Raw genomic sequence first — 21,835 nt, 5'->3', positions numbered from 1 at the left:
GATGCTGCGGGCATTTTTTTCGTCTTGCGTTACGTCAATTACTTCGTCGGCGCATCCTTCAAGTGCGGCTGGCGCGCCACGGGCGGGAAGGTGCCGTGGCGGCCTGCCGCAAATGTCGCTTCCGTCTGCGATGGCTCCACCGGCACGGACACCTTGCGCACCTTGGCCACCTGCGCCGCCGTCACGGGCGTGCCGCGGTTGCCCCAGCTGGTCTGGATGAAGGTCACCACCTGGGCAGTCTGCTCATCGTTGAAGATGTCGGCATACGGCGCCATCGTCAGCGCCGACGGCGCCGTGCGCGTGGCGGGCACGGCGCCGCCCGACAGCACGATATTGATGGCCGACGTGGGATCGTTCGTCTGCAGCACGGCATTGCCGGCCAGCGCAGGGAAAGCCTTGTCGTAGCCCTTGCCGTCGGAACGGTGGCAACCGGCGCAACGGTCCAGGTACAGCTGCGCGCCCGTGGAATTGACGATGCCGCTGAACAATTGCTTGCCCAGCTTGTCATCGGCCACGAAGGCGGGCGTGGCCGGATTCGATGGCGGCAACGATTTCAGGTATTTCGCCATGGCCGCCAGGTCGCCATCCGTCATGTGCTGCATGGAATGGGCCACCACGTCGTTCATGGCGCCGAACGAGGCCGTATGGCTGTTGCGGCCCGTTTTGAGGAATTCGGCGATCTCCGCCGCGCTCCAGCGCGCCAAACCGCCGCCGTGTTCATTGCGCAGCGAGGGCACGGACCAGCCGTCGATCACGCCGCCGCCCGCCAGGAAGGTGGTATTGCCCTCGTCCGTCAGCGATTTTTCCTGCATGCCCACGCCGCGCGCCGTATGGCAGGCGCCGCAGTGGCCCAGGCCCTGCACCAGGTAGGCGCCGCGCAGCAACTGCGCGTCGCCCGTGACCGGCGTTTTATACGGCTGCGGCGTGGGAGCGAAGGCCCAGCGCCAGATGGTCAAGGGGAAACGCATCGACAATGGCCACGGGATGTCGGCCGCCTTGTTCGGCGTCGGGTCCGCCTTCACGCCATGCATGAAGTAGGCGTACAGCGCCTGCATGTCCGCCTCGCTCAGGCGCGAGTACGACGGATACGGCATGGCCGGATACACGGTATAGCCGTGCTTGGTCACGCCCGTGCGCATCAGCTTGTCGAAATCGGCAAAGCTCCAGTCGCCGATGCCGGCCTTCTTGTCCGGCGTGATGTTGGTCGAATACACCTTGCCGATCGGCGTTTCCATGCCCAGGCCGCCCGCGAACGGACGGCCTTTCGTGCCGGCCGTATGACAGGCGATGCAATCGCCCGCGCGGGCCAGGTATTCGCCCTGGCGTATCAGCTGGGCGTTCGGAGTGGTGGCAGCGGCCGTGGTGGCGGACCAGGCAGTGCCGGAGGCGAGCGCCAGCAGCAGCGCGCCCACGGTATGGGTGAATGTGTTGTTCATCTTCTTGTTCTTTATCAAGCGACCAGGGGACGGGGATCTTTCAGGTATTGCTCGCGGATGGCCTTGGCCGACCAGTAGGTCAGCGCGCAAGCGAGGCCAGTCGGGTTGTAGCCGATGCCGACCGGGAACACGCTGGAGCCGACGGCAAACACGTTGTGCACGTCCCAGCTCTGCAGGTAGCGGTTGACGACGCTGGTCTTGCGGTCCGCGCCCATGGCCGTGCCGCCCGCCCAGTGGGTGGTCTGGTAGTTGCGCAAGTCGAGGTGGTCGCCCACGTTCTTGACGGAGACCTTGATAGCTTCCGGATTCATGGCCTCGGCCACCTTCATCATCTTGTCCGTGACGAAACGGCTCATCTTGATGTCGTTTTCCTTCCAGTCGAAGGTAAAGCGCAGCAATTGCTGGCCATACTTGTCCGTGTAGGTGGGGTCCAGGTCGACATAGCAGTCGCGATACGTCATGTTGGCGCCGTGGCAGTCGAAGGAGACCGTGTTCAGGTAGCTCTTTTTGACGGCCTTTTTCCAGGCCGAACCCCAGGCGGGCGTGCCGTCCGGCGTGGCGATGCCGGAAATCGGCTTGGAGCCGGCCGGGTTGCACCAGGCGGGAGAGCCGCCCACAAAGCCCAGCGGGCCATGGTCGAAGTTGTCGCCATTCCAGTCGTCGAGCGCGACGCCGGTGCCGCCGGCGCCGATGAAGGGGTTCGTGTTCGTGTCTTCCTTGAAGAAGGTCTGGATGGTGGACATCATCTGGTAGGCGATGTTGCGTCCCACCACGCCTTCATTGCTGACGGGGTCATACGGCTTGCCAATGCCCGACAGCAGGAACAGATGCGCATTGTTGTAGGCAAAGGCGCTGGCGATGACCAGGTCGGCCGGCTGCTCGACGGCCTTGCCATCCGCATTGATGTAGGTCACGCCCGTCGCGCGTTTTTTGCTGCCGTCGAGGTTGATGCGCACGACGTTGCAGTTGGCGCGCAATTCGAAGTTGGCCACCATGCGCAGGGCCGGCATGATGTTGACGTTGGGCGAAGCCTTGGAATAGTTGTAGCAGGCGTAGCCGGAGCAGAAACCGCAGAAGTTGCACGGTCCCATCTGGCAGCCGTACGGGTTCGTGTACGGGCCGGACGCGTTCGACGAAGCGTTGACGAACGGGTGGTAGCCGACGGCCTTGGCCGCGCGGCGGAACAGCTCGGCCGTGTATGGCACTTTTTGCGGCGCCAGCGCGTAATTGTCGGAGCGGTCGCCCTCGAACACATTGCCGTCGCCGACGACGATGCCGTTGACCTTATATGCCTGGCCCGAGGTGCCGAAGACTTTTTCCACAAAATCGAAGTGCGGCTCCAGCTCGGCGTAAGTCACGCCAAAGTCCTGGATCGTCATGCCTTCGGGGATGAATTTCTTGCCGTAGCGGCGTTCGTAATGGCTGCGGATCTGCAGCTCTTCCGGCAAGACGCGCCAGTGCATGCCCGACCAGTGCAAGCCCGCGCCGCCCACGCCCGTGCCGGGCTTGAAGGCGCCGATCTGGCGGTAAGGCACGGCCACGCCCGTGATGCTGTGGCGGAAGGTGAACGTGCTTTTCGACATGTCCTGGAACAGCTTGCTGCGCTGGATGTAGGTCAGCTCGTCGAGGGTCTTCGGATAGGCGCCGTCGGGATAGGTGTCGCGGTACTCGCCGCGTTCCAGCGCGACCACGTTCAGGCCCGCTTCCGTCAATTCCTTGGCCATGATGGCGCCGGTCCAGCCGAAGCCGACAATCACGGCATCGACAGGCTTCATTTTTACATCTGGTTTGATATCACTCATGATGGTTTTTCTTTTTCTTTGATCTGCTACAAAAAGTCTTATGCGATAGAAACAGGGGGCAGCGGGTATTTCTTGCCATACTGTTCCACCCAATCCATGTAGTCGGCGCGCGCGCCGGGGAAACCGACCATCTTCCAGGCCAGCATGTCCTTGTTGCCGCCGTGCACGGGATCGCAAAAGTAACCTTCGCGCGTGTTTTGCAGCAATTGATTAAAGAAGACCTTGGCCGGCACTTCGCCGATGTCCAACGTTCCCTTTTGCAATTGCGTGATGACGGCGTCGCGCTCGGCCCCGTTCAGCTGCACGAAAGGCTTGCCCGACTGTTTATGGATGGCTGCGTTGACGCCGGCCAGGGCGCTCTTGTACAGCTCGCGCGGCGCCATGTGGAACTGGTAGCCGAACTGTTCGATCGACGGCACGAACGGCCCCTGCATGTACCACAGCGCGCCATACGCGTAGGGCGTGTTCATCTGCGCATCGATGAATTCATGCGCGCCCGATTCCAGCGCGCCCGGCCCTTCGCCGTCGGCGGGGATCAGGCGGTCGACCAGCGCCGTCAGGGTGGCCCATTCGGTGGCGTCGAAAAAGCGCGGTTTGTAGGCAGGCTGGTCCTTGGAGACGGCCATGGCCAGGCCGCCGCCGGCGCCGGCCAGCAAGGCCACGGCAGGCGCGGCGCCGACGGCCTTGCGCAGGAAGTTACGCCGATGGGGCGAAATCCCGATGATTTTCATAGGTTTTCCTCAGGCGGCACGAGCCGCCACAGTGATGGATGTGGGAGTCAGAAAGAAAATGCGGACACGCGCCGCGGAGAGTGCAGATTTCACGTAGAGATGACTGGAGTATCGCGGCGCGGCGTACCTGCCTGTCGGTTAATTGATCAGGATGATTGACAAGCAGTTGCTTTGCATTTACGGTGCGCATCGTACCATAATTAAAAGAAACATTCAGAGACAGGTTAGACGTGATCAAAAAAGAGGCAGTGGCGCGTGGCCGCCCGCGCAAGGCGGGCGTGGAAGATGCGGTATTGGAAGCGATCGTCATGCTGGTGCGCCTGCATGGGCTCGACGCGGTGACGATACAGATGGTGGCCGACGCTGCCGGCGTGGGGCGCCAGACGATCTACCGGCGCTGGCCGCGCCGCGAAGACATGCTGCTCGACGCGCTCGTCAAGCGCACGGCAGAAAAGCTGCAGCGCGCGTTCGACATGCCGGACGGCCAGGAAATCGAGGCGATCTGCGCGCGCATCTTCGACAACCTGAACGCCGACGGCCGCTTCACCTGCGATTTATTGGTGCTGATCCACAACGATGCGGCGGCGCAGCTGCGCTTTCGCGAGCAGATCGTCGCGCCGTGGATCAGCCTGGTGGTGCAGCGCCTGCTCAACATCGGCGTGCGCGCCGACCTCGACCTGCGCCTGTTCGCCTTCATGCTGCAATCGGCGCTCGTGTACCAGATGCAGCTGGGCGGCCAGCTCGATGCGGCCTTGCAGGAGCGGTGTTGCCGCTTTATCCGCAGCATGCTCTAGATTAGCTGGCTATAATCGTGGCGAGTCCCCTTACGCCACCATCAGAAAGCCAGCCCATGAGCCATGTATTTCCCGCCAGCCTGCAAGCGCCGCGCAGCCGTTTGAGCAGCAACGGTCCCGAACTGTCGCGCATCGTCGCCGGCATGTGGCGCATCGGCGAGTGGAATATGTCTGCGCAGCAACGCCTGGCCTTCATCGAGCAATGCCTGGCGCTGGGCGTATCGAGCTTCGACCATGCCGACATCTATGGCGATTACAGCGCCGAAGGCCTGTTCGGCGAAGCGCTGGCCCTGCAGCCGGGCTTGCGCGACAAGATGGAGCTGGTCAGCAAATGCGGCATCAAGCTGCTGTCGCCGCACCGTCCCGGCCATGCCATCCAGCATTACGACACGAGCGCGGCGCACATCACCAGTTCCGTGGAACACACCTTGCGCCAGTTGCAGACGGACCGCCTGGACTTGCTGCTGATCCACCGCCCCGACCCGCTGATGGATTTCGACGAGATCGCCGGCGCCTTCACGCAATTGAAAGCGGCGGGCAAGGTCTTGCACTTTGGCGTGTCGAATTTCAGCCGCCACCAGTTCGAATGCCTGCACCGGCGCTTCCCGCTGGTGACGAACCAGGTGGAATTTTCGCCGCTGCACGTGACGCCGCTGTTCGATGAAACCTTCGACGGCTTGCAGGACGTGGGCGTAGCGCCGATGATCTGGTCGCCGCTGGCGGGCGGACGGCTGTTCCAGGGCGGCGATGCGAATGTGGAGAACTTGCGCAATGTCATCAAGCAAATCGCGGATGAACTGCAGCGTCCGTTTGCCAGCGTGGTATTCGCCTGGATCATGCAACTGCCATGCCGCCCCCTGCCGCTGACGGGCACGGGCCGCATCGAAGCCGTCGGCGTGGCCGTGGAGGGCACGCAATTTGCGCTCAGCCGCAGCGACTGGTTCGCCATCCTGCGCGCCGCGCGCGGGCACGAGGTGGCTTAGTCTATCTCGTCCGGGTCGTTGAAGACTTGCGGCAACGCAATACCCCGCCAGCCCAGGTGCCACGCCAGGTTGAGCGCCAGGGTGGCGCCGATGTAGACGGCGAAGAACAGCGCGAAGAAGCTGGTCTTCAGCCACACCAGCAGGGCGACGGCGACGATCAACACCAGCAGCGCGGCCAGGCTTTTCTTTTGCTTGGAGCTGGGGAAGCGCAAGGTCGACACCATCAGGCTGCCCACGCCCACCAGCAATAGCATCAGCAGATAGCTGTGCAGCATGGAATCGATGGGCGCCGGCCAGGCCACCACGACGGCCGCCACGCACGCGGCCCCGGCCGTGATCGGCATGCCGACGAAATACAGGGGATCCGTCCGTCCCACGTTCACATTGAAGCGCGCCAGGCGCATGGCGCCGCACGCGACAAAGAAGAAGCTGGCCATGCCGCCAAAGCGCAGCAGCAGCGGATCGTGCACGCCCATCTGCACGAAGCCATAGCAGTACAGCAATACGGCCGGGGCGCAGCCGAAATTCATCACGTCGGCGATGGAATCGAGCTGCACGCCGAACTGCGAGCTGGTGTTCGTCAGGCGCGCCACGTAGCCGTCGAGCGCGTCGAACACGCCGGCCAGCACCAGCAGCGCGGCCGCCAGCCGGTAATCGGCGGGGTTGCCGACACCGGCGTTATCGACGGAGATGACGATGCTGGCAAAACCGCAGGCTATCGAAAGCAAAGTCACCATGCTGGGCAAGGCGTATTTGGCGCGCTGCAGGCGCGACTTGGGCAATGTGTTCAAATTTGTGGGCAATCAAAGTAGCGGAAATGAGGCAACGCAGCGGCAAACGCTGCACTATGCTCATTCTACCCTGCGCAGCTGCGGCACCGTCTGCGCACGAGCACGCGACATATCTTGTCATTGATGCTCTACGGCATATAAAAATGCCTTAGAATCGTTTCACAGGGCAGCACGCCGGCCCCCACCGCTGCCCGCCTACCTATACAGGAGTCAACTTGATTGTCTCGTCACTGCGTTGGAAGTACTGGATACCCGCCCTGCTGAGTGCAGCCCTGCTGAGCGCCTGCGGCGGCGGCGATAACGGCGGCAAGACGTCGCTGAACACCTCGACCCAGGCCGGGCAGCTGACACAGGAGCCGGGCGCTCCCGTCCTCAGCAACAATATCGCCACCGATGGTTTCAACTGGATCAATTACCGGCGCGGCCAGATCGGCCTGGCGCCGCTGGTGCGCAATAGCCAGATCGACAACGCGGCACTCGGCCACTCCAATTATCTGAACAGCAATAATGTGGTGGTGCACAATCAAGTCAAAGGCAAGCCCGGCTTTACCGGCGAAACACTGTATGACCGCCTGACCGCGTCCGGCTATGGCGTCACTTCCGTCTGGGGCGAAGTCATCGCGGGCGTGTCGACCAATTCCGGTTTCTACATGGCGGAAAACCTGATCACGGCCGTGTATCACCGCTTCCTCATCTTTGAACCGGTCTTCAAGGAAGGCGGCGCCGGCGCGGCCGTCAACAACAGCGGCTATGCGTATTTCACCACCGACCTGGCGGGCAACAGCCGCTACGGTCCCGGCTTGCCGGCCGGCCAGATCGTCAGCTACCCGTTCGACGGACAGACCAAGGTCGCCACCAGTTTCGCCAGCAATGAAGAGGAACCCGATCCCGTACCCAACCAGGACGTGGTCGGCTACCCCATCAGCGTCCATGCGAATTTCGACGCCACCCTCAGCGTGACGACATTCACCGTGCGCCAGCGTGGCGCCGGCGCGGACCTGGCGGTACGCCTGCTCAGCAAGGAAACCGATGCCGTCAATACATCGCGCTCGGTGGCCGCCATCATCCCGCTGGCCCCCCTGCTGGCGGCCACCACCTATGACGTGAGTTTCATCGGCAAAGTCAATGGCGCGAGCGTCACGCGCAGCTGGTCATTCACGACGCGTTAGTCTGGCAGCGTCTGCCAAGCGGACGCAGTAGCGAGGGCAACTGGATGTAAAATGATAGATATTGCGTGAATGCAATTGACAAGTTTTGGGGCCCTCTGCACACCAGGCATGATGAAACCACACGCCACTTGCGATGATGATGCCGCCCTCGCGGCATCCGACATGGTCCGGATTCTCGATGTCGAGAACGGACTGGGCCGCATCATGGGCGACCGCATCCTGTACCTGAAAATCCTGCGCCGCTTCCTGCATGACCACGGCACCACGCCGTGCCAGATCCGCGCCGAATTCGACACGGGCAACTATGCCTCCGCGCGCATGAAGGCGCATACCTTGAAGGGTGCCGCCGGCATGATCGGCGCGCACCACGTGCACGGCCTGGCGGAGACGCTGGAATCGGCACTGCGCGCGCAGGCGCCCGACCTGGCCCGCCAGATGCTGCAGCTGGAACTGGCCCAGGATCAATTGCTGGGCGCGGTCAGCAGCATGCTGGGCACGCCGGAGGCCACCCACACGGCGGCGCAGGACGTGGCGCCCGATCCGGCCGCGCCCGCCATCCAGCTGCTGCTGGCGCGCCTGGCCAGCCACCTGCGCGAAGGCGACGGTGCGGCCATCGACATCCTGGAAAACTCGGCCAGCCTGCTGGCGGCCAGCCTGGGCGTGCACGTCTACCAGGAAGTGGCGGCTGCCGCGCATGAGTTCGACTACGACGGCGCGCTGGCGGCGCTGCTGCGGCGCCGCTAATTACCGAACTCAAAGGTGGTATTGCGCCTCTTCCGCGTAAGCCATGCCACAGCTCTTGCCGCAAAAGCGGCGCACGGCGTCGAGCGGCTTGTCGCAGTACCAGCACGCGCCTTTCGGCGGCAAGGTGGCGATCAATTCCGGCATGGCGGGCAATCGTCGCGCCACGACCTCATCCCCGCATTCCACGACATCCGGCTGTTTGCTGTCCATGGCGCTTCCTTTCCTAGCGGCACTTCAAGGCCGCTCAGCAAGATTACGTCAGCGCAGTTTGAAGCCCATGACATTTCTCAACGGCGGCCACGCTTGCCCCATCGGCGCCTTGAAATTTCCAAACGACAACGTTGTCACTTCACACTACAATCGGTGTTCCGTTCACTTGCGCGCCTGCCATGAAACACATCCCCCTGCTGCTCTCCTGCTTGCTGCTCAGCGCCTGCGCCACGCAGGCGCCCACCGCCTACACCCTCAATTCGGGCGCCGAACGCACGCCGGAACAATTGGCGGTGGTGTTCGAACACGCCGACCTGACCTTGCGCATCGACCCGGCCAGCCGCAGCATCGCCGGCGACGCGCGCCTGACCTTCCTGGCGACGCAGCCGATCTCGCGCTTCGCGCTGGACCTGGACCGCAACCTGCCCGTCGATGCCATCGAGATCGACGGCAAGGCGCTGCGGCCGCAAGACTATGCCAACCCGGACGGGCGCCTGAGCATGACCTTGCCGGCCACCCTCGCGGCCGGCGCGCGCACCACCATCCGCGTCGTCTACCACGGCGTGCCGCACGTCGCCGTGAAGGCGCCGTGGGATGGCGGCATGGTGTGGTCGAGCACGGCCGATGGCGCGCCGTGGATCGCCAGCGCCGTGCAAGGCGAAGGCTGCGACCTGTTCTGGCCCTGCATCGACCACCCGATGGGCAAGGCCCAGCTGATCGACCAGCACATCCAGGTGCCGGCGCCGCTGGTGGCGGCCGGCAACGGCATCGCGCTTGGCATGGATGAGGCCGACGGCTGGCGCACCTGGCACTGGCGCGCCAAGCACCCGAGCACCTATGGCATCGCCCTCAACGTGGCGCCCTACCGCAGCCTGCAGGGCGAGTATGCTAGCCGCTACGGCAACCGCATCCCCCTGCAATTCTGGTATCTGCCGGAAAGCGAAGCCAAGGCGGGCGCCCTGTTCGCGGAATTGCCGCCCATGCTCAATTTTTTTGAAAGCGTCATCGGCCCCTACCCGTTTGGCGATGAAAAAGTCGGCATCGCCGAAACGCCGCACAAGGGCATGGAGCACCAGACCATCAATGCCTATGGCAACAAATTCGCCAAGACCAGCTATGGCTACGACGAACTGCTGCAGCATGAATTTGCGCATGAATGGTTCGGCAACCAGCTCACCAACAGCAACTGGGACGATATGTGGCTGCACGAAGGTTTCGGCACGTACATGCAACCGCTGTACATGCAATATCTGCGGGGGGAGCAGGAATATTTTGCTGCGTTGCAGCAAATGCGCGCCGGCATCGTCAACAAGGCGCCCATGGTCTCGGGCAAGCCGAAAAGCGAGGAAGAGGTCTACGACCTGAAAAAGGGCGGACCGGGCGGCGACATTTATGTGAAAGGGGCGCTGGTGCTGCACACCTTGCGCGGCCTGATCGGCGACGACGCCTTCTTCCGCGCCGTGCGCCTGCTCGTCTACGGCACGGAACAGCCGCAGCCGGGCCAGTTCCAGCCCCGCTATGGCAGCACGCAGGAATTCATGGCCATCGTCAACAAAGTCACGGGCAGCAATTACGACTGGTTCTTCCAGACCTATCTGTACCAGGCCGCGCTGCCGGAGCTGTCCGCCGTGCGGGACGGCGACACCCTGCGCCTGCTGTGGAAGACGCCTGCCGACCTCGCCTTCCTGATGCCGGTGGAAGTGCGTATCGGCAAGGAAATCCATACCGTTTCCATGGCGCTGGGCTTTGGCGAACTGCCCCTGCCGGCTGGCGCCACGTACACGCTCGACCCGCGCTCGCGCGTGCTGCGGCGGGCCGAGCATATCGAAGCCTTCCAGACATTCAGGGAAGAGCAAGCCAAGCGCAAGAAGAGCTGAGCCGCCGCAAGCCAGGGCGGCCGTTACTTCCGGAAACTGCGCACCGCGTCATTGGCATTGTCGGCAATGACTTTTTCCAGCTTCGGCTGCCCTGCATACTTGGCGGACAGCCGTTTCCACTGCCGCTGCGCCTGGCCGCAAAAAGCAGCCACGGCTTGCGTGATCTCGCGCTGGCGCGCCTTGTCATTGTCATCCCACTCGCCGGCAAAGTGCTCGCACATTTGCGCATGATCAATGAACTGCACCACGTCGCGCGGCAGCTTTTCCTCTGCCTGAACCAGCAAGGGCAGACAGCACAGTACGGCAGCGATCAACATTTTCATCGTGTGCCCTTACTTGCCGATGCAGAAACGGCTGAAGATCACGCCCAGCAGATCGTCAGGCGAAAACTCGCCCGTGATGCTCGACAGCTGCACCTGCGCCAGGCGCAGTTCTTCCGCAAACAGGTCCAGCGACTGGTCGTCCTGCGCCGCGTGTTCGGCGGCGATGTCCAGGTGCTTGCCGGCCGATTTGAGCGCGATCAAATGGCGTTCGCGCGCCAGGTACAGCGATTCTCCCGTCTGCTGCCAGCCGGCGATGCGCAGCAGCTCGGCACGCAGCAAGTCGATGCCGATGTGCTCGTGCGCGGACAGATACACGTGGGTGGCGTCGGGCAGGCTGTCGACGCTGGGCTTGTGGCCCGACAGGTCGATCTTGTTCCACACGCGCACCACCGGCACGCCCTCGGGGAAGGCGGCGACGATGGTTTCATCGGCCAAGGTGGGGCCATGATCTGCGTCAAGCAAGTGCAGGATCACATCGGCCTTGCCGATCTCGCCCCAGGTGCGTTCGATGCCGATGCGCTCGACGGCGTCGATGGTATCGCCCGCGCTGCGGATGCCGGCCGTGTCGATGATGTTGAGCGGAATGCCTTCGATCTGGATGGTTTCGCTGACCTTGTCGCGCGTGGTGCCGGCGATCGGCGTGACGATCGCCACGTCGGCGCCCGCCAGCGCGTTCAGCAACGATGATTTGCCCACGTTCGGCTGGCCCGCCAGCACGACATTGAGGCCTTCGCGCAGCAGCGCGCCCTGCGCCGCCTGCGCAAACACTTTATGCAACGCTGCGATGACGGCTTTCAATTGGCCGCGCGCATTCGATTTTTCCAGGAAGTCGATTTCCTCTTCCGGGAAGTCCAGGGTCGCCTCGACCAGCATGCGCAGTCCCGTCACCTGTTCGACCAGCGCGTGGATGGTGTTCGAAAACGCGCCCGACAGCGATTGCGAAGCGGACTTGGCGGCCGCTTCCGTGGAGGCGTCGATCAGGTCGGCCACGGCTTCGGCTTGCGCCAGATCAAGCTTGTCATTCAAAAACGCGCGACGCGTGAATTCGCCCGGTTCGGCCAGGCGCAAGCCGCTGTCACGGCCCGCTTCCAGTACGCGCGCCAGCAGCAGCTGCAGCACCACGGGGCCGCCGTGGCCCTGCAATTCCAGCACGTCTTCGCCCGTGTACGAATGCGGGCCCTTGAAATGGATGGCGATGCCCTGGTCGATGATGGCGCCGTCGCTTTCCGTGAATGGCAAATAGGTGGCGTGGCGCGGTTTCAGTTGCTGCGCGCCGAACAGGGCGGCCATCAAAGGGGCGAGATTTTTGCCGGAGGCGCGTACCACGCCGATGCCGCCGCGCCCGGGAGCGGTGGCGATGGCGGCGATAGGGGAAGAGTCGAGTTTCATGGGGATATTGTAGATTATTCGGGGAAGGCTGCAGGAGCCGCGATATTTTCAGCGACAAACCGGGTGCACATGAAGGGGGTCAGTGGAAAACCGCCAAAACCCACTTTTTTTGACATCGTACCCATTTGGTCGGATGTCAAAAAAAAGCCCGCGCGAGGCGGGCTTTCGATTCGCTGGCCGGACTTACTTGACGGCAGGCGCGTATTTCTTGGTGATCACCCATTGCTGGCCGATCGACAGGACGTTGTTGACGACCCAGTAGAGCACCAAGCCCGACGGGAAGAAGAAGAACATCACCGAGAATGCCAGTGGCATGAACAGCATCATCTTCGCTTGCATCGGATCGGCCGGGGCCGGGTTCAGCTTGGTCGTGATGAACATCGAGATCGCGTACAGCACGGGCAAGATGCACCATGGGTCATGCTGGGCCAGGTCGGTAATCCAGCCGATCCATGGCGCGCCGCGGATTTCCACGGACGCGTTCAAGACCCAGTACAGGGCGATAAAGACGGGCATCTGGATCAGGATCGGCAGGCAGCCGCCCAGCGGATTGATCTTTTCCGTCTTGTACAGCTCCATCGTGGCCTGGTTCATCTTTTGCGGATCGCCCTTGAAGCGTTCGCGGATCGCTTGCATCTTCGGCGTGACCAGTTTCATCTTCGCCATGCTGCGGTAGCCGGCGGCCGACAGCGGGAAGAACAGCAGCTTGATCAGGATCGTGAAGGCGATGATGGTCCAGCCCCAGTTGCCCAGCACGCTGTGGATCTGTTCCATGACCCAGAACATCGGCTTGGCGATGATGGTCAGCCAGCCATAATCCTTGACCAGTTCCAGGCCAGGCGAGACGTTTTCCAGCAGGTGCGCGATTTGCGGACCCGAGTACAGCTTGCTGTCCATGCTGGCCGAAGCGCCTGGCGCCAGGGTAGGCAGGGGCAGCACGTTGCCGATGGCGTACAGGTTGGGACCGACCTTCTTCGTGAAGATGTCGCGCTTGGCGTTCTCAGGCGGAACGAAAGCGGACACGAAGAAGTGTTGCGAAATCGCAAACCAGCCGCCATTCGCCGTCGCCGGGTGCAGGCCCTTCATGGCGTTGTCGTTGCCCTTCTTCTCGTCTTCCAAGGCCGCTTTTTCGATTTTCTCGAACGTCAGCTTCTGGTACTTGTCTTGCGGCGTGTACAGGGTCGGGCCCGTGAAGCTGCTGTTGAAGAAGGAGTCGCCGACCGGCTTGTTGCCGTCATGCGTCAGTTGCAGATACAACTGCGGCGTGACAGGGGCCGCGCCCACGTTGGACACGTCATGGCGCACGTCGATGACGTAATCGCCGCGCTTGAAGGTAAACGTCTTGGTCAGCTTGACGCCGCCTTCGACCGCTTCCATTACCAGTTGAATTTGCTTGCCATCGGCCAGGGTACGCACGCCAGGCTGCACGGTGAAACCGCTCGCATGGGTAGGGAAGGGACCGCCGACCAGGCCCGATTGCGCCAGGTAAGTGTGGTTCGCGCCTTCGTCGAACAGCACTTCGTTTTGCTTGCCGTCGTCCGGCTGGCATACCTTGAACAGGCCGAAGCAGCCGCCAAACCAGCCCGGATTACCCGCGCCCTTGAATTTCAGCAATTCCAGACGCTTGACCTGGCCACCCAGGGTGTCGATATCGACCTTGATGACGTCGGTGGTGATGGTAATCACTTCGCGCTTGAACGCGGCGGGATCGACAGCGTCACCCGGCAGGGCAGGCACGCCTGCCGCGGCTGGCAAGGCAGCCGTCTTGGCAGGGGTCGCAGGCGCCTTGGCGGTTTGTTCCGTGTTCGCGGAGAACATCGACGGCTTGCCGTTCGAGATCATCCATTCGTTCCAGAGAATTACCAGCGAGACGGAAAACACGATCCACAGGATGGTACGTTTATTGATATCCATTAGGGTATTTGTCAGGAGTGGTTGCAACCGCAAGCGGTCGTTGAAGATTGTTTGCAATCGGCCGGCGGCACCGGGTCGACGCCCCCTTCATTCCAGGGGTGGCAACGGCACAGGCGCTTGGCAGCCAGCAGGCTGCCCTTGGCAGTACCGTGCACGCGCAGCGCTTCCATCGCGTAATGCGAACAGCTCGGATAGAAACGGCAATTCTGTCCCAGCATGGGGCTGATCAGCAACTGATAAGCGCGCAGCAGGAACAGCAGCAGGGTTTTCATGGCGCGGATGGTGGTGGCGCAGCAACAGAACGGGCCTGGGCGGCGATTTGCGCCGCGAACAGGCGGCTCAATTCCTCGCGCAGCTCGGCTTTGAGCTGCGTCGTGGTGGCCGGACCATCCTTGCTGTTGACGGCGCGCGACAAACGCACCACGCAGTCGACCGGCGGCATCGCGCTGTTGCGAAACAGCTCACGCGTGACGCGCTTGATCGTGTTGCGGGTCGCCGCGCGCGGCGCGAAACGCTTGGCCACAACGACGCCCAGCCGCGCATGCGGCAATTGATTGTGTCGGGTGTACAGCACAAAATGCGCTGTTTTTTGCGAAGGGCGCAAACGAAAAACGGATGAAAATTCATCCGTTTTAACGATACGCCGAACGCGCGCGAAGTCGTGTGAACCTTCGCGTTGATTGCCGACTGGAGTACAGCTAGCCACGCGATCAGCTGTCAACGACAAGCCTAGACGGCCAGACGTTTGCGGCCCTTTGCGCGACGTGCGTTGAGCACATCACGGCCACCACGGGTAGCCATACGAGCGCGGAAGCCGTGCGTACGCTTGCGGCGAACGACGGAAGGTTGGTAAGTACGTTTCATGTTGGTCTCGCTAAAAACAAAAAAAATGCAAAATCGGGTCTGACGTCCCGTCAGTTTTTGGTGCCAATGACAATCGCGCACTTATGCCAAGGCACAAGCTGGCCAATCTCATCGCCCGCTTAATCCACGCTTAGTCCATATTGTCGTTCCAAATGAATAAACACGGAATACGGGCGGGGAACCCTGAATTATTCAGCATATGCCCCCCTCTTGTCAAGGATTGCCGTGATCGCCCGGAAATTTGCGCGCCGGCCCCCATCTGCCGGCAAGGCCCCGCCACAGGCCGCGCCAGCACTGCCTGTGACGGGATAACCGGGGGATAAGTCGCCTCTTATGCACACGGCGCCCCACCCCGCCACACAAAAATAACAGCCGTGCCTGTGGATAACTTTCGCAGTCGGGAGTAGAATAGCGCGTTACGTGTGGCGAGCCCTCGCGCGACGCCGGCCTTGCAACACGGTGAACGCAGGGCAGAATCGATACGCCCTCCCACACCTTTTCACATAGACATACATGGATAATTTCTGGCAGGCCTGTTCCGCGCAGTTGGAACTGGAGCTGACACCGCAACAATTCAGTGCGTGGATCAAACCGCTTATCCCTCTCGATTACGAAGAGGGCAAGCTGCGCATTGCTGCGCCCAATCGCTTCAAGCTCGATTGGGTCAAGACCCAGTTCGCCAGCCGCATCACTGCCCTGGCCATTCAGTACTTCGAAGCGCCGACGGAAGTGCAGTTCGTGCTCGACCCGCGCCTGGCCTTGCCGAAGAAACCCGTCACCGCCAGCACCCCGGCCAGCGATCCGAATGGCGGCGCGCCCAGCGCGCGCGCCGCGGAGCCGCAGCCGAGCGTGCCGGAACTGAGCATCGGCGCCGCGCCGCGCCGCGAGCAGAGCCGCATCAACACCGACCTGACCTTCGACAGCTTCGTGACGGGTAAGGCCAACCAGCTGGCGCGCGCCGCAGCCATCCAGGTGGCGAACAATCCGGGCGTGTCGTACAACCCGCTGTTCTTCTACGGCGGCGTCGGCCTGGGTAAGACCCACTTGATCCACGCCATCGGCAACCAGGTGATGGCCGACAATCCGGGCGCGAAGATCCGCTACATCCACGCAGAACAGTACGTTCGCGACGTAGTGACCGCTTACCAGCGCAAGGGTTTCGACGACTTCAAGCATTACTATCACTCGCTCGACATGCTGCTGATCGATGATATCCAGTTCTTTGGCGGCAAGAGCCGCACGCAGGAAGAGTTCTTCTATGCGTTCGAGGCATTAATTGCCGCAAAGAAACAGATCATCATCACCTCGGATACGTATCCGAAGGAAATCACGGGCATGGACGACCGCCTGATCTCGCGCTTCGACTCGGGCCTGACGGTGGCCATCGAACCGCCGGAACTGGAAATGCGCGTGGCGATTCTGCTGAAAAAAGCCAAACAGGAAGGCGTGACCTTCTCCGACGACGTGGCCTTCTTTGTCGCCAAGCACTTGCGTTCGAACGTACGCGAACTGGAAGGCGCGCTGCGCAAGATTCTCGCGTATTCGCGTTTCCATGGCAAAGATATCACCATCGATATCGTCAAGGAAGCGCTGAAGGACTTGCTGTCGGTGCAGAATCGCCAGATTTCCGTGGAAAACATCCAGAAAACGGTGGCCGACTTCTTCAATATCAAGGTTGCCGACATGTATTCGAAGCGCCGCCCCGCGAATATCGCCCGGCCGCGCCAGATCGCCATGTACCTGGCCAAGGAATTGACACAGAAGAGTCTGCCGGAAATCGGCGAGCTGTTCGGCGGCCGCGACCACACCACGGTGCTGCATGCCGTGCGCAAGATCGCGCTGGACCGCACCAAGAACCCGGAATGCAACCATGAATTGCATGTGCTGGAACAAACGTTAAAAGGCTAAGCGCCGCTTGGGCAAGGCTGGCTCAAAACGTGCTTTACCCTTATTATCTGGGAGAGCGCCGCAGCCGGCCTGCCGGGGCTCCCCTTGCAATGATTGTTAAATTACTACGTTAAACTTCATACCTATACATTGAGGATAAATATGCAATTGGTCAAAACCACCCGAGATACCCTTCTCCGGCCACTGCAGATCGTGAGCGGTATTGTCGAGCGTCGGCACACTATGCCGATTCTGGCCAATATCCTCATCCGCAAAGACGGTGAAAATGTCTCCTTCCTGTCGACCGACACCGAAGTGCAGATCACCACGCACGCGGAAATCGGTTCCGGCGCGGACGTCACCGGCACCACCGTGGCCGCGCGCAAGCTGCTGGACATCCTGCGCGCCCTGCCCGAATCGGGCGACGTCACGATGACCCTGCTGAACAAGCGCCTGACCGTGCAAACGGGCAAGTCGCGCTTCGCCCTGCAAACCTTGGCGGCGGAAGAGTTTCCAACCGTGCAACAAGCGGAAAGCTACAACGCGTCCGTCACCCTGCCCCAGAAAACCTTGAAGCACCTGTTCAACATGGTGCATTTCTCGATGGCGCAGCAAGACATCCGCTACTACCTGAACGGCTTGCTGCTGGTTCTGGATGGCAATAATGTCATCGCCGTGGCCACCGACGGCCACCGCCTGGCGTTTTGCCAGGTCGCTACCGAGCAGACGTTTGCGCGCCAGGAAGTGATTATTCCGCGCAAGACCATCATCGAACTGCAGCGCCTGCTGGAAGAGAACGATGAGCCGGTGCAACTGGACATCGCCGCCAACCAGGTGAAACTGACCTTTGCCGACATCGAGCTGATCTCGAAGCTGGTGGAAGGCAAGTTCCCCGACTACACGCGCGTGATTCCTAAAGGCTACAAAAACGACTTCACCATCGGCCGCGATGAACTGCTGCGCTCGCTGCAACGTGCCGCCATCATGACCAGCGACAAGTTCAAGGGCGTGCGCTGCATCATCACCCCGGGCAGCATGAAGATCAGCTCGACCAATGCGGACCAGGAAGAAGCCGTCGAAGAGCTGGAAATCGACTACGGCGGCGACTCCGTCGACATCGGCTTCAACGTGACGTATCTGCTGGACGTACTGAACAACCTGAAATGCGAATACGTCAACATCGCGCTGGGCGACTCGAACTCGTCCGCCCTGATCTCCATCCCTGACAATGCGGACTTCAAGTACGTTGTCATGCCGATGCGCATTTAAGCGTAACCCAATGCAAAACTGGGGTCTGATCCGACAGGGTCAGGCCCCGCAATCAGCAATCGTTATTTGAGAAAGCAGTCCATGTCCGAGAATCCACAAGACACCCCGATCCAGGCCAAAACGGAAGAATACGGCGCCGCCTCCATCCAGATCCTGGAAGGCCTGGAAGCCGTACGCAAACGCCCGGGCATGTACATTGGCGACACCTCGGACGGCACCGGCTTGCACCATCTGGTATTCGAAGTGCTGGACAACTCGATCGATGAATCGCTGGCCGGCCACTGCACGGAAATCCACGTCACCATCCACAGCGACAATTCCATCTCGATCACCGACAATGGCCGCGGCGTGCCGACCGGCCTGAAAATGGACGACAAGCACGATCCGAAGCGTTCGGCGGCGGAAATCGTCATGACCGAATTGCACGCGGGCGGCAAGTTCGACCAGAACTCGTACAAAGTATCGGGCGGTTTGCATGGCGTGGGTGTGTCCTGCGTCAATGGTCTGTCGAAATTGCTGAAACTGACCATCCGCCGCGATGGCAAAGTGCATCACATGGAATTCGTGCGCGGCGTGCCGCAAGACCGCCAGATCGTCATGGTCGGCGACATCGCCACCTCGCCGATCAAGGTCATCGGCGAAACGGACAAGCGCGGCACCGACGTGCATTTCTGGGCCGACGAAGAGATTTTCACGCACGTGGAATTCCACTACGAAATCCTGGCCAAGCGCATCCGTGAACTGTCCTTCCTGAACAATGGCGTCAACATCAAGTTGTCGGACCAGCGCACGGGCAAGGAAGAAGTCTTCGCCTTCGAAGGCGGCACGCGCGGCTTCGTCGAATACATCAACAAGGCCAAATCGGTCTTGCACCCGACCATTTTCCAGGCCACGGGCGAGCGCATGTCCGACCAGAACACGAATATCTCGGTCGACGTGTCGATGCAGTGGAACGATGCCTACAATGAACAGGTGCTGTGCTTCACAAATAACATCCCGCAACGCGACGGTGGCACCCACCTGACGGGCTTGCGCGCGGCGATGACGCGCGTGATCAACAAATACATCGATGAACACGAGTTCGCCAAGAAGGCGAAAGTGGAAATCAACGGCGACGACATGCGCGAAGGCTTGACCTGCGTCCTGTCCGTGAAAGTGCCGGAACCAAAATTCTCGTCGCAGACGAAAGACAAGCTGGTGTCGTCGGAAGTGCGCGGCCCCGTCGAAGAGATCGTCGCCAAGACGCTGGCTGATTACCTGCAAGAAAAACCGAACGACGCCAAGATCATTTGCGGCAAGATCGTCGAAGCGGCGCGCGCGCGCGAAGCGGCCCGCAAGGCCCGCGACTTGACGCGCCGCAAAGGCATCATGGACGGCCTGGGCCTGTCGGCCAAGCTGGCCGACTGCCAGGAAAAAGACCCCGCCCTGTGCGAACTGTACATCGTCGAGGGTGACTCGGCAGGTGGCTCGGCAAAACAGGGGCGCGACCGCAAGTTCCAGGCGATCCTGCCGCTGCGCGGTAAAGTCTTGAACGTGGAAAAAGCCCGTTTCGAAAAAATGCTGTCGTCCGAGCAGATCACCACCCTGATCGCCACGCTCGGCACTTCGATCGGACCGGACGAATTCAACGTCGAGAAACTGCGCTACCACCGCATCATCATCATGACCGATGCGGACGTCGACGGCGCCCACATCCGTACCCTGCTGCTGACCCTGTTCTACCGCCAGATGCCGCAGCTGGTCGAACGCGGCCACATCTACATCGCGCAACCGCCGCTGTACAAGGTGAAGGCGGGCCGCGACGAGCGCTATCTGAAAGATGACGCCGAGGAAGCGAGCTACATGATGACCGTGGCGCTGAACACGGCCGTGCTGGTGCCGCGCGAAGGCGCGGAAGGCATTTCCGGCGAAACGCTGACGGAACTGGTGCGCAAGTTCAACCTGTCGAACACCATCATGACGCGCCTGACGCGCGTCATCGACCGCGCCGCCCTGACGGCCATCATGACAGGCGTGCAGCTGGACCTGTCGACCCTGGACCTGGCGGAAACCTCCGCCCTGGCCCTGCAGACGGCCATCAACGACAGCGCCGTGCGCGTGCATGTGCGTTCCGACGACTTGTCGGAAAAACACAAGCTGCACATCGAGCGCATGTACCACGGTAACGTCAAAGTGACGGCCATCGACGCCGACTTCGTGCAAGGCCCGGACTACGCCGTGCTGAGCAGCGGCGCCGCCACCTTCGAAGGCTTGATCGGCGAAGGCGCGTTTGTGCGCCGCGGCGAAGGCGAGCGCATCAAGGAAATCGCCGTGGTCGACTTCCACCAGGCCATGCAATGGCTGCGCGACGAAGCCGAACGCACCGTCTCGAAACAGCGCTACAAAGGTCTGGGCGAAATGAACCCGGATCAACTGTGGGAAACGACGATGGACCCGACCGTGCGCCGCTTGTTGAAAGTACAGATCGAAGACGCCATTGCGGCGGATCAAATCTTCACGACCTTGATGGGCGACGACGTGGAACCACGCCGCGCCTTCATCGAAAACAACGCGCTGCGCGCAGGCAATATCGACGTGTAAGCCAGCTTCCCTGGTTTGCGTGACTGCCAAGGCGGCCCTCTTCAGGGCCGCTTTTTTATGCCTGCCAGAATCCTGCCGCCCTATTGACATAATTGCTTTAAGCAAGCAATAATCTGCCATAAGCAAGTAAATGGAGGTATCACATGCAGGCGGATCAACTCGGCGAACGCACGGAGATCGTGCGTCGTTTCAACCGTTTCTATACGCGCCAGATTGGCGTGCTGCATGAGCACTTGCTGAATAGCGCATTTTCTCTGACGGAAGTGCGCATCCTGTATGAATTGGCGCACCGGGAGCAACTGACCAGCGCGGATCTGTGCCGCGAGCTGGGCTTGAATGCGGGCTATCTGAGCCGGGTCATTGCCGGGTTCGAAAAGCAGGGGCTGATCGCCAAGACGCGCTCGCCCACGGATGCGCGCGCGGCCCGATTGCAGCTGACCGGGCAGGGACAGCGCACCCTCGCCCCCCTGATCGACGCCTCGCGGCGCGAAGTGGCCGCCATGCTGGAACGTCTGCCGCCAACGGCGCAGCAGGAGCTGGTCGCTGCCATGGAGCAAATCCAGGGTTTGCTGGGGGAGCCATCGCCCAGCTATCTCCTGCGCAATCCGCAGCCGGGCGACATGGGCTGGATCATCCACCGACAAGCCGTGCTGTATGCGCAGGAATATGGCTGGAACAATGAATACGAGGCGCTCGTTGCCGACATCCTCGCCAAGTTCGTGCGGGAATTCGACCCGGCCCGTGAGCGCTGCTGGATCGCCGAAAAGGACGGCAAGGTGATCGGTTCGGTCTTCATCGTGCGCCAGGACGACACGACGGCCAAGCTGCGCCTGCTGTATGTCGATCCCTGCGCGCGCGGCCTGGGCATCGGCAGCCGCCTGGTCGACGAGTGCCTGCGCTTCAGCCGCCAGGTCGGCTATACGAAAATGGTATTGTGGACCAACAGCATCCTCACCGATGCGCGCCGCATCTACGACAAGGCCGGCTTCCAGCTGGTCGAGGAGGAGGCTCATCACAGCTTTGGCAAGGACTTGATCGGCCAGGTGCTGGCGCGCGACCTGTGACGACCCGC

Annotated in this window: 20 protein-coding genes; 9 read left to right on the top strand and 11 right to left on the bottom strand. The window is 61.6% G+C overall.

Translation table 11 applies throughout. The annotated features are described in order from the left end of the window. Positions 1–38: 38 nt before the first annotated feature. The 3 genes from O3298_RS28755 to O3298_RS28745 are packed head-to-tail and all read right to left on the bottom strand — an operon-like array spanning position 39 to position 3,969. Positions 39–1,436: a cytochrome c gene (locus tag O3298_RS28755; RefSeq protein ID WP_305054732.1), complete on the bottom strand. Its 1,398-nt coding sequence runs from the start codon at positions 1,434–1,436 to the stop codon at positions 39–41. Between the two features lie 14 nt (positions 1,437–1,450). Further along, positions 1,451–3,238 carry a GMC family oxidoreductase gene (locus tag O3298_RS28750; protein WP_257218818.1) on the bottom strand — a complete coding sequence of 596 codons (1,788 nt, stop codon included), beginning with the start codon at positions 3,236–3,238 and terminating at the stop codon, positions 1,451–1,453. Positions 3,239–3,276: 38 nt separating this feature from the next. Further along, on the bottom strand, positions 3,277–3,969 hold the full coding sequence (locus tag O3298_RS28745; RefSeq protein ID WP_305061154.1) for a gluconate 2-dehydrogenase subunit 3 family protein: 693 nt from the start codon (positions 3,967–3,969) through the stop codon (positions 3,277–3,279). Between the two features lie 230 nt (positions 3,970–4,199). On the opposite strand from O3298_RS28745, the gene O3298_RS28740 reads away from it, so the two are divergent. Both O3298_RS28740 and O3298_RS28735 read left to right on the top strand, forming a co-directional pair. Then, complete coding sequence (locus O3298_RS28740) at positions 4,200–4,763, top strand: TetR/AcrR family transcriptional regulator (protein WP_305061153.1); 564 nt, start codon at positions 4,200–4,202, stop codon at positions 4,761–4,763. Between the two features lie 56 nt (positions 4,764–4,819). After that, positions 4,820–5,746, top strand: coding sequence for an aldo/keto reductase family oxidoreductase (locus tag O3298_RS28735; RefSeq protein WP_251351656.1), 927 nt, complete (start codon positions 4,820–4,822; stop codon positions 5,744–5,746). Here the strand turns inward: O3298_RS28735 and pssA are convergent. Further along, entirely contained in the window at positions 5,743–6,483 is a 741-nt protein-coding gene (gene pssA, locus O3298_RS28730) for a CDP-diacylglycerol--serine O-phosphatidyltransferase (RefSeq protein WP_289907057.1), read from the bottom strand. The two genes, O3298_RS28735 and pssA, sit on opposite strands and share 4 nt — an antisense overlap. A 269-nt stretch (positions 6,484–6,752) precedes the next feature. Between pssA and O3298_RS28725 the strand changes: the two genes are divergently transcribed. Together O3298_RS28725 and O3298_RS28720 are read left to right on the top strand one after the other, a co-directional pair. Continuing rightward, complete coding sequence (locus O3298_RS28725; RefSeq protein WP_369811645.1) at positions 6,753–7,706, top strand: CAP domain-containing protein; 954 nt, start codon at positions 6,753–6,755, stop codon at positions 7,704–7,706. A 108-nt stretch (positions 7,707–7,814) separates the two neighbouring features. Next, complete coding sequence (locus O3298_RS28720) at positions 7,815–8,450, top strand: Hpt domain-containing protein (protein WP_305061152.1); 636 nt, start codon at positions 7,815–7,817, stop codon at positions 8,448–8,450. Positions 8,451–8,459: 9 nt separating this feature from the next. Here the strand turns inward: O3298_RS28720 and O3298_RS28715 are convergent, their stop codons facing one another. Next, positions 8,460–8,660, bottom strand: coding sequence for a hypothetical protein (locus O3298_RS28715; RefSeq protein WP_305061151.1), 201 nt, complete (start codon positions 8,658–8,660; stop codon positions 8,460–8,462). A 179-nt stretch (positions 8,661–8,839) separates the two neighbouring features. Here O3298_RS28715 and O3298_RS28710 point away from each other — a divergent pair, with 179 nt between their 5' ends. Next, positions 8,840–10,537 carry a M1 family metallopeptidase gene (locus O3298_RS28710; RefSeq protein WP_305061150.1) on the top strand — a complete coding sequence of 566 codons (1,698 nt, stop codon included), beginning with the start codon at positions 8,840–8,842 and terminating at the stop codon, positions 10,535–10,537. Positions 10,538–10,560: 23 nt separating this feature from the next. Here the strand turns inward: O3298_RS28710 and O3298_RS28705 are convergent, their stop codons facing one another. From O3298_RS28705 to rpmH, 6 genes are all read right to left on the bottom strand, one after another. Next, on the bottom strand, positions 10,561–10,860 hold the full coding sequence (locus tag O3298_RS28705; RefSeq protein ID WP_305061149.1) for a hypothetical protein: 300 nt from the start codon (positions 10,858–10,860) through the stop codon (positions 10,561–10,563). Positions 10,861–10,869: 9 nt separating this feature from the next. Beyond that, entirely contained in the window at positions 10,870–12,249 is a 1,380-nt protein-coding gene (gene mnmE, locus O3298_RS28700) for a tRNA uridine-5-carboxymethylaminomethyl(34) synthesis GTPase MnmE (protein WP_289900489.1), read from the bottom strand. A gap of 183 nt (positions 12,250–12,432) precedes the next feature. Next, complete coding sequence (gene yidC / locus O3298_RS28695) at positions 12,433–14,163, bottom strand: membrane protein insertase YidC (RefSeq protein WP_077408891.1); 1,731 nt, start codon at positions 14,161–14,163, stop codon at positions 12,433–12,435. Between the two features lie 11 nt (positions 14,164–14,174). Next, positions 14,175–14,435, bottom strand: a complete 261-nt coding sequence (gene yidD / locus O3298_RS28690; RefSeq protein ID WP_010401993.1) for a membrane protein insertion efficiency factor YidD — start codon at positions 14,433–14,435, stop codon at positions 14,175–14,177. Continuing rightward, positions 14,432–14,884, bottom strand: coding sequence for a ribonuclease P protein component (gene rnpA, locus O3298_RS28685; protein WP_305061148.1), 453 nt, complete (start codon positions 14,882–14,884; stop codon positions 14,432–14,434). Before rnpA ends, yidD begins: the two co-directional genes overlap by 4 nt. A gap of 8 nt (positions 14,885–14,892) precedes the next feature. After that, entirely contained in the window at positions 14,893–15,027 is a 135-nt protein-coding gene (gene rpmH / locus O3298_RS28680) for a 50S ribosomal protein L34 (RefSeq protein ID WP_010401996.1), read from the bottom strand. A 513-nt stretch (positions 15,028–15,540) separates the two neighbouring features. On the opposite strand from rpmH, the gene dnaA reads away from it, so the two are divergent. The 4 genes from dnaA (at position 15,541) to O3298_RS28660 (ending at position 21,827) form a co-directional block, all read left to right on the top strand. Continuing rightward, positions 15,541–16,935 (top strand): chromosomal replication initiator protein DnaA, encoded by a 1,395-nt coding sequence (dnaA, locus tag O3298_RS28675; protein WP_034781304.1) that lies wholly within the window; start codon positions 15,541–15,543, stop codon positions 16,933–16,935. 141 nt (positions 16,936–17,076) lie between these two features. After that, entirely contained in the window at positions 17,077–18,183 is a 1,107-nt protein-coding gene (gene dnaN, locus O3298_RS28670) for a DNA polymerase III subunit beta (protein ID WP_034754341.1), read from the top strand. Between the two features lie 81 nt (positions 18,184–18,264). Beyond that, positions 18,265–20,763, top strand: a complete 2,499-nt coding sequence (gene gyrB / locus O3298_RS28665; RefSeq protein ID WP_099666165.1) for a DNA topoisomerase (ATP-hydrolyzing) subunit B — start codon at positions 18,265–18,267, stop codon at positions 20,761–20,763. Positions 20,764–20,906: 143 nt separating this feature from the next. Beyond that, positions 20,907–21,827 carry a bifunctional helix-turn-helix transcriptional regulator/GNAT family N-acetyltransferase gene (locus O3298_RS28660; RefSeq protein WP_305061147.1) on the top strand — a complete coding sequence of 307 codons (921 nt, stop codon included), beginning with the start codon at positions 20,907–20,909 and terminating at the stop codon, positions 21,825–21,827. The last annotated feature ends 8 nt before the right edge of the window (positions 21,828–21,835 follow it).

This window comes from Janthinobacterium sp. SUN137, assembly GCF_030587265.1.
Lineage (GTDB): Bacteria > Pseudomonadota > Gammaproteobacteria > Burkholderiales > Burkholderiaceae_D > Janthinobacterium > Janthinobacterium kumbetense.
The sequence above is the reverse complement of the archived record's forward strand: the minus strand, read 5'-3'. Positions and strand labels throughout refer to the sequence as shown.

Coding starts and splice junctions, on each gene's coding strand:
- O3298_RS28755 (WP_305054732.1), bottom strand. CDS start 1,436: ATGAACAACACATTCACCCATACCGTGGGCGCGCTGCTGCTGGCGCTC.
- O3298_RS28750 (WP_257218818.1), bottom strand. CDS start 3,238: ATGAGTGATATCAAACCAGATGTAAAAATGAAGCCTGTCGATGCCGTG.
- O3298_RS28745 (WP_305061154.1), bottom strand. CDS start 3,969: ATGAAAATCATCGGGATTTCGCCCCATCGGCGTAACTTCCTGCGCAAG.
- O3298_RS28735 (WP_251351656.1), top strand. CDS start 4,820: ATGAGCCATGTATTTCCCGCCAGCCTGCAAGCGCCGCGCAGCCGTTTG.
- pssA (WP_289907057.1), bottom strand. CDS start 6,483: ATGGTGACTTTGCTTTCGATAGCCTGCGGTTTTGCCAGCATCGTCATC.
- O3298_RS28720 (WP_305061152.1), top strand. CDS start 7,815: ATGATGAAACCACACGCCACTTGCGATGATGATGCCGCCCTCGCGGCA.
- O3298_RS28715 (WP_305061151.1), bottom strand. CDS start 8,660: ATGGACAGCAAACAGCCGGATGTCGTGGAATGCGGGGATGAGGTCGTG.
- O3298_RS28710 (WP_305061150.1), top strand. CDS start 8,840: ATGAAACACATCCCCCTGCTGCTCTCCTGCTTGCTGCTCAGCGCCTGC.
- O3298_RS28705 (WP_305061149.1), bottom strand. CDS start 10,860: ATGAAAATGTTGATCGCTGCCGTACTGTGCTGTCTGCCCTTGCTGGTT.
- mnmE (WP_289900489.1), bottom strand. CDS start 12,249: ATGAAACTCGACTCTTCCCCTATCGCCGCCATCGCCACCGCTCCCGGG.
- yidC (WP_077408891.1), bottom strand. CDS start 14,163: ATGGATATCAATAAACGTACCATCCTGTGGATCGTGTTTTCCGTCTCG.
- yidD (WP_010401993.1), bottom strand. CDS start 14,435: ATGAAAACCCTGCTGCTGTTCCTGCTGCGCGCTTATCAGTTGCTGATC.
- rpmH (WP_010401996.1), bottom strand. CDS start 15,027: ATGAAACGTACTTACCAACCTTCCGTCGTTCGCCGCAAGCGTACGCAC.
- dnaA (WP_034781304.1), top strand. CDS start 15,541: ATGGATAATTTCTGGCAGGCCTGTTCCGCGCAGTTGGAACTGGAGCTG.
- dnaN (WP_034754341.1), top strand. CDS start 17,077: ATGCAATTGGTCAAAACCACCCGAGATACCCTTCTCCGGCCACTGCAG.
- gyrB (WP_099666165.1), top strand. CDS start 18,265: ATGTCCGAGAATCCACAAGACACCCCGATCCAGGCCAAAACGGAAGAA.
- O3298_RS28660 (WP_305061147.1), top strand. CDS start 20,907: ATGCAGGCGGATCAACTCGGCGAACGCACGGAGATCGTGCGTCGTTTC.